The following is a 7,241-nucleotide window of genomic DNA, read 5'->3' as shown; positions in this document are numbered from 1 at the left end:
ATCATGTATGGACTCCTTTAGTAAAAGTTTTGTCACTTATTACGTTACCCCTCGATGGGAGGGGAGTCCATACATCTCGGTGGTAAATATTTATTTAGGCTTAATCTGACGCGATATGAAATCGCTGCTACTGGATACGAGCAACGGGTTGCGAGCTTGTGCAAACAGCCTAATAACTAGTAATCTCTGTCACTGTCCTAAAACCTAACACCTAACACCTATTACACTCTTAGTGTTTATGAATGTAGGCGGAAGTTTATAATCCGGCTTGTGATTGTAGTCGCAGAGTTTGCTCGCGCGAAAAGCGCAGCTTTTAAATGTTGCGAAATCTAAGCGTTTAGTAATGTGGGTAAATGGCTTGTATAGCGGATTTATTTGGCTTAATTAACTCATTTATAGCTTGTAACTCTACTTGGCTAATGGTTTTTTTACTTAGCATTAAATGAGTAGAACTCTTATTGATGGCCGCCATATTAGTAACCGCTTCTATTGCTGGGTATTGGTTTATAAAATATTGCGCTGCTAGTTCGTCTTCAATTGCGTAATCAACTCTATTTTTATTGAGCATTGCAAAACGTTTTTCGGCTGTAGGCATCATAATAACGTTAGCGGGGTAGTTTTGTTTAAACAGCTCAAACGCAACGCCATAATAACTGCTACAGTTAACCGCCAAGGTTAAATCTTTATAAAAAATATCGCTAATGTTATTTAAATCAGGCGATTCGGTGTATTTATACAGGCGAACTACTTCATCACGATAGGCATCGCTAAAATAGGCAAAATCAGCTCTTGCTGATGTTTTACTCGCGGCAAAAATAACATCAATACGGCCTTCTTTTAATTCTTCAAAAGCGCGCGATGAGGTAGGCAGCAACACAAATTTTAAACAAAAAGATGAGCCGTTAAAAATCGTGTTTAACACGTCAATTTCAACGCTTGTTAAATTGTTTTTTACTGCCACCACATAAGGCGGCCAGTTGCGTTCATTAGTACCCTCCTTAAGTGTTTTGTTACAGGCAAATACGCTACAGCTAAAGATTAGTAATACAACAAAAGCGACTTTAAGCATTTTATTACTCTAAAAAATTACAACACTTTAGTATAAACCAAGTTGTAAATATAAACAGGGTTAGGTAGTTGTTATTAAAAGGCCAGCAGCTAAAGCGATTGCACGTAATGTAACCTTTAAAACGCTTGGTAAGCTTATAACGGCTTAAATAAACGTTTATTCAAGCCGTTACACTGCAGGGTAAATAACAGCCATGTTTTTAGTGTGGATTAAGGTAAGTGTTTAATTATCGCTGCTCATTCAAATAGCGCCGAAGCGTTTATATAACTTTAATACTTTCAAAGATGTAGAGTTAATAGGTAAAAGTGTAAATAACATTGGTTTATAACAATTAAACAGTGCTTTTTTGTAATGAAAACATACTACTTAGGGCGTATATATTGCCGTAGCTCTATATTTTTAAATGTTGATACTGTAGATTAGTTATAAATGAATACCAGATTAATAGCTCGCGCTGTTAATATATAAACCAAGGAGCGGTGAATTTAGTGCCTACTAAAACACTCAATTACTACAATCAAAACGCACAAAGTTTCAGCGATTCAACGCTTAATGTTGATATGTCGGCGCTTTACGCTGAGTTTTTACCGCTTATCCCTAAACATGGCCATATATTAGATGCAGGCTGCGGTAGCGCCCGCGATGCCATGTATTTTAAACAGCAAGGTTTTACTGTTAGCGCATTTGACGCAAGTCCCGAGCTTGCAAAGTTAGCCAGTAATTACTTACAACAAGCCGTAGAGGTTAAAACCTTTCAGCAGCTAAATTGTACCAATAAGCACGACGGCATTTGGTGCTGCGCGAGTTTATTACATGTACCAAAAGCTGAGTTACCGCAAGTGTTTTTAAAACTGCAAAATGCCCTAAAACCCAATGGCGTTTTATATGTATCGTTTAAATATGGCACGCAAGAGCGTGTACATAATGGCCGTGAATTTACCGATTTAAATGAAAGTGCTTTAACTGCGTTAATTAACAGCCACACAAAACTTAAAATACTAAAACAATGGCAAACGGTCGACCAACGCCCAGAGCGCGAGAGTGAAGTATGGCTCAATGCCCTAATTAAAGCAGTGCCGGTTTTATGATTGGCGCAATGCAGCAGCAACTCGACTTTATTGCGTATATTCAACGCATGCTGGTTGAGGGCGATTTTAGTGCAACCTACAAATTTGCATTGCTGCATGCTTTGGCTGATGTATGTGTTGAACAGCCACTTCAATCAGAGCAAAGTGAATTGGTCATAGAACTGCCAACACTTGCTGACAAACTCATTACCTTGTATTGGCATCATGCAATGCCGTTTCCCTCAGAACATACTGGTGAAAGTGCATTGCTTTTACAAAATACCGGTGCGCAATCAAAAGTAATTAGCGTATTGTTTGAATGCCAACAAAACAATATTCGTAACTTACGCCAGCTAAAGCAAAGTGGTTTTTACAAGCCGACTTTTAATGCCGCTATGGCAACCTTAAAAAGTGGCCCACTTTGGCGCTTACAAATACTTGCCAAGCAAGAAGAGTGCTTTTTATATCCGCACACTAAAAGCTCTAAATACATTACTTTGAATGCAGGCATTGCTAGCTGTTTTAGGCGTTTTTACGATCTAGTAACGTATTTAGCTAAAAATGCGTGGCTACAAAAAATTCAAAGCATAAAGCACAACCAAACACTTATTGGCCCGCAAAGCCAACTGCATGACTTTTTATTTGGCTTTGACCGCAATGCACTCACTAAAGCAAAACCTGTTTTGGTAGAGCTGCAATCAAACAGCTGTTTTTATTGCCAAAAGCCAATGAAAAACGATGTTGAAGTCGATCACTTTATACCGTTTGCCCGCTACGCTAACGACTTAGGCCATAATTTTGTGGCAGCGCATCGCACATGTAATAACAATAAACGTGACTTTTTAGCTGCACAGCAGCACCGCGAGCGTTGGCAAAAGCAAAACTTGGTTGTTAACAGCCAAATTATTAGTAACGAGCTAAGTGCGTATTTTCACTGCGATGCAGATAAATCTCTCGCAGTAAGCAATTGGGCCTATCAGGTGGCACAAGCCAACAACGCAAAATTATGGCTTGGGAATAAAGACCATTTTGAACAAGCAAAACCAACTGCTGAGTTGTTTACGTTTCCAAATGCACCACAACCTGAATTAGATCAAGTCGCTGAGCCCGAAGTTAGCTTAAAATCAATTGATGATGTATTAAAGCTGCCGTACTTCCCCAATATAAAAATAGCCTGTGGGCATTTTAAAACAGGGTATGAAAGCGATATGGAGTTGATGGATGCGCCACTTGGCGCGGGCAAGCTTGATCCAAACGTGCACTTTTTAGCACGCGCTTCGGGCAACTCTATGAACGGCGGTAAACACCCAATACTTGATGGTGATTTACTGCTACTTGAGCTTATAACATCCGATAAAGCAGGATCGTTACGCGGCCAAATAGTGGCGATAGAGCGAGATGATATAGGCGGGGAAGGGCAGTATTTACTGCGCAAAGTTAATAAATTACCTAATGGGCAATATGAGCTAATTGCTCAAAACCCAGATTACGAGGTAATGATTGCTGATGAAAGCATGCGAACCTTCGCACGGTTTAAACAAGTGGTTGCAGGTTAGTTTGTAGTCGCGTTTTAGCTTGTAGGCGCAGAGCTTGCTCACGCGAAAAGCGCAGCTTTTAAATTTGTAGGATGTGCCGTAGGCGTGAGTCTGCCTAGCGCTTTTAAAGTGTAGGAATTGGCTTGAGCCGTGATTTATATATGATTTTGGGAAAGGGATTAAAAACCTCTATTCGAGGTTTTATCGCGTTGGCGATGGCAACCAAAGAGAGGCTGCCGCCGACCTCTCTCTGGACTCTCTCGGCGCACCCGAGGATCACACTGTGTCCTCAAGTTAAAAATTGATGTGAACGTAAGCGCCGTGTATTCGCCATCCATGGCGAAGTCACGGCTTAACTTGCATCCATGCAAGTGATTACTCATCAATTTATAACTTTCGGGTGTGATCACGGGGAGTTGGAGTGTGTTGGTAGATTGGTGTCTTTTTTTTTAAGGGTTGGGAATCAAATGGAAGAATACGAATGTTTAGCTTGTGGGTTTATTGTTGAACTAGAACATGGAGTTAAAATTAAACAATGCCCGAGTTGTAAAAGGTTCTATGATAAGGTGAAACTACAGGTCGAAAATGGTAAGAGTTTTACTGAAATCACAGTTAGTCCAACAAGTAAGAAAACAGAAAAAGTTGAACTCAAAGAGTCGTGTACTTTTGAAAAAGAGTGTCCATTTTGTTCCGAATCTATTAAAGGCACAGCAAAAAAATGTAAGCATTGCGGTGAAATACTTGATGTTGTGCTTAGAGCTGCGGATGAATCAAAAAATGTTAACAATGTCTTTATGAATTCATCTTCTGCTGCGGTAGCAGTTACTGAGCCAAAAGCATTTCCGCATCTATTACACTTTGTACTTTCCTTGATCACAGGCGGTCTTTGGATCATTGTGTGGGTAATACACTACCTAACCAGAACAAGATAAAAACCTCTATTCGAGGTTTTATCGCGTTGGCGATGGCAACCAAAGGGCGGCTGCCGCCGACCGCCCTTTGGAATCCCACGGCGCGCCCGAGGATCACACTGTGTCCTCAAGTTAAAAATTGATTTGAACGTAAGTGCCGTGTATTCGCCATCCATGTCGAAGTCACGGCTTAACTTGCTCCATGCAAGTGATTACTCATCAATTTAAGGCTTTCGGGTGTGATCACGGGGAATTAAGGTACGTTGATCGATTTGTGCTTATGAACAGGAGTTGTTTAATCTTGTTCTAAAGATTGATCCTAGCTGAACAATAATTGCTCTAATGATTATAAACTGTTACGTTAATAACCACATAATAAGAAAGGACTCTATTAAATGAAACTCAACCAAGTTTTATCAATCGTCAACCAAGTCGAAAAATCTAAATTCATTTCATGCCTTGATCGTCTTTGTTCAGACGCTGCTAAAAATAATAAAACGTTAGCTAAAACAATCGACAACATTGACGGCCAGATCAAAAATGCTTCAGGAAGTGAAATAACACAACTGTTTAATACCGTAAGAGATTTCTTTAAAAGCTCAGTTAAAGATCAAATTTTAATGAGTACAGCACAGCTTAATTTATTGGTGAACATATTAAGTCGAGATGGCAATGGAGTCGCAAGAATTAGCTGGATAGAGTCACTTTATGAAAAAGAATGGGCAGAGTTATCCAAGCTCTCAAAGGAGCTAAAAGAGTGTATTCAACAAGGCTCTGCCGAGAGCGTTTTAGAGCGAAACCGAGCATTGAAGATTTATCATGCTTGCATGAAAGAAGCATACTTTAATGATGAAAAAAATAATCGAGAAGCCAAAGTTACTGATGACGAACGCAGTATTCTTAATGTACTGGCTGATGAGCTAAATCTCACTACTGATGAATGTGCCGCTGTAGAGCATTTGGTTGATGTTATTCCTAAAAACGGTGTGCTAGATGCTTTAAATAGCCTCAGAGATATGGGGTTATTATTTATAAGTAAAAAGCGCCAAGAAGTGTTTATTCCTGATGAAATAGTAACCCTACTTAATGAAATTCAAGGTAAAGATTTAGCTGATAAGTATGTACTGAGAATACTTAGAACGCTGGCAGATGCCGAACTTTCTAATGCACTCAAAGCTCATGGTCGTAAAATTAGAGGCATAAGCCGCACTGATAAAATTCAAACAATTATTCATTCAGGAATTAGCGCAGCTAAATTATTATCAGACGATATTCATAACGTTGAAGATAACCAAAATCAACGTAAAGACAGATTAAAGCAGCTTATACAAGATTTAGAAATTGATACAGATAAACTAGGTACAACCTTAGATGAGCGCATTGGTCTAATATTGTCATCGTTATCAGGTGCAACAGAGAAAGAGTTTGATTCTCTAAGTGCCAGCGGCTTTAAGCAGCTTCTAAAAACATTAGAGGAACACTTCCCAACTATGCAGGCTGTGCTAAAAGATGCATTTGAACTTGAAGCGAACGAAATAATAGACACTGAAAAACTACGTGCGTTAAGTATTACTCCTCACGATATTCTATATTTACTTTCAAACGATGAAGTTAGAGAAGTTCGCGATAGCATGGGGCTATCCAAGCGAGGCAATGCACGCTTTGCAATATTAGAAAGCTTTGCAAACGCAACTGATAAACTAATTGAAAATTACGACGCTCTAGCACGCCGCGATATTAATGCGCTAAGAGAGGCGGGCGCTGATGTAATTGAAGCTGACATTGGCGTTAAGTTTGAAGAAGTCACAAAAGCTATTTTTGAACTACTAGAGCTTAATATTGATGAAGACTTACGTAAAGACTTAAACACCACTAAAGATAAAGCCGATATTGTAATTTCACTCAGTGATAACGACATAATTATTGGTGAAGCAAAAACCTGTAAAAATGGTGATTTTGCTAAATATTCAACAACGTCACGTCAAGTAAAAGCCTATGTAACCCGAGCCGAAAACCAAGGTAAGCGTGTGGCACAAGTATTAATAATTGCCCCTAGCTTTTCCGATGATTTCATCGAATCAGCAGAGATGGATACAGAAGTAAATATTTCATTGTTAGAAGCGCATGGCCTCAAGTTAATACTTGATGCCTATAAGTCAAAACGTAACCCAAGTTTTGCGCCTAAGTTATTGACTAAAGGTGGTTTGTTGAAAGCTGAATTGATAGCGAAAAACATTTGAGGTTTATTAATGGGTAGCGACAAGTTTATAAAATGGAAAAATGATTATACTTTTGAGTCATGTGAAGCTCACCACGTTCTCGGCGATGCATTAACTCACAACCAGATACTTTTAAATGCTTCATAGCTCCTTTACTTGAAAGCCATTTACCCTTTTGATCTTGATCAGCCATATAAGTTACTCAAATTAAGTATAAATTTAATATACATAACTCTTAACGCATCGACAAATTTGAAGGCTAATGCCAAGACTATTCCCCCGTCATTTTGCCCGAAAAGACTCAATTGATGAGTAATCGATTGCATGGATGCAATCAAAGCCGTGACAGGCACATGGATGTGCCTTACACGGCGTTTACGTTCACATCAATTTAGGCTTTGAGGAAAGTGCAAAATGCCCGGGGCGCCGTGGGGTTCCAA

At 39.3% G+C, this 7,241-nt stretch carries 6 protein-coding genes; 4 read left to right on the top strand and 2 right to left on the bottom strand.

The features are described 5' to 3' along the window. Positions 1-337: 337 nt before the first annotated feature. The gene (locus tag CWC14_RS17940; RefSeq protein ID WP_138564256.1) at positions 338-1,069 is read right to left on the bottom strand and encodes a substrate-binding periplasmic protein; all 732 of its coding nucleotides are present in this window, start codon (positions 1,067-1,069) and stop codon (positions 338-340) included. 488 nt (positions 1,070-1,557) lie between these two features. Here CWC14_RS17940 and CWC14_RS17935 point away from each other — a divergent pair, with 488 nt between their 5' ends. From CWC14_RS17935 to CWC14_RS17920, 4 genes are all read left to right on the top strand, one after another. Continuing rightward, the gene (locus tag CWC14_RS17935) at positions 1,558-2,157 is read left to right on the top strand and encodes a class I SAM-dependent methyltransferase (protein ID WP_138564254.1); all 600 of its coding nucleotides are present in this window, start codon (positions 1,558-1,560) and stop codon (positions 2,155-2,157) included. Further along, on the top strand, positions 2,154-3,692 hold the full coding sequence (locus CWC14_RS17930; protein WP_138564252.1) for an HNH endonuclease signature motif containing protein: 1,539 nt from the start codon (positions 2,154-2,156) through the stop codon (positions 3,690-3,692). The genes CWC14_RS17935 and CWC14_RS17930 overlap by 4 nt, the downstream gene beginning before the upstream one ends. Before the next feature lie 446 nt (positions 3,693-4,138). Next, a complete protein-coding gene (locus tag CWC14_RS19460; RefSeq protein ID WP_212746563.1) occupies positions 4,139-4,603 on the top strand; it encodes a hypothetical protein in 465 nt (154 codons plus the stop codon). A 374-nt stretch (positions 4,604-4,977) separates the two neighbouring features. Beyond that, complete coding sequence (locus tag CWC14_RS17920; RefSeq protein ID WP_138564250.1) at positions 4,978-6,822, top strand: hypothetical protein; 1,845 nt, start codon at positions 4,978-4,980, stop codon at positions 6,820-6,822. Positions 6,823-6,847: 25 nt separating this feature from the next. On the opposite strand, the gene CWC14_RS19220 is transcribed toward CWC14_RS17920, so the two are convergent. Then, entirely contained in the window at positions 6,848-6,994 is a 147-nt protein-coding gene (locus CWC14_RS19220) for a hypothetical protein (protein ID WP_171036877.1), read from the bottom strand. Between the last annotated feature and the right edge of the window lie 247 nt (positions 6,995-7,241).

The organism is Pseudoalteromonas sp. S3260 (genome assembly GCF_005886925.1).
Classification (GTDB): domain Bacteria; phylum Pseudomonadota; class Gammaproteobacteria; order Enterobacterales; family Alteromonadaceae; genus Pseudoalteromonas; species Pseudoalteromonas tetraodonis.
The sequence above is the reverse complement of the archived record's forward strand: the minus strand, read 5'-3'. Positions and strand labels throughout refer to the sequence as shown.

Bases quoted from the DNA above. Each gene is read 5' to 3' on its own strand.
- CWC14_RS17940 (WP_138564256.1), bottom strand. From the start codon at position 1,069: ATGCTTAAAGTCGCTTTTGTTGTATTACTAATCTTTAGCTGTAGCGTA.
- CWC14_RS17930 (WP_138564252.1), top strand. From the start codon at position 2,154: ATGATTGGCGCAATGCAGCAGCAACTCGACTTTATTGCGTATATTCAA.
- CWC14_RS19460 (WP_212746563.1), top strand. From the start codon at position 4,139: ATGGAAGAATACGAATGTTTAGCTTGTGGGTTTATTGTTGAACTAGAA.
- CWC14_RS17920 (WP_138564250.1), top strand. From the start codon at position 4,978: ATGAAACTCAACCAAGTTTTATCAATCGTCAACCAAGTCGAAAAATCT.
- CWC14_RS19220 (WP_171036877.1), bottom strand. From the start codon at position 6,994: ATGGCTGATCAAGATCAAAAGGGTAAATGGCTTTCAAGTAAAGGAGCT.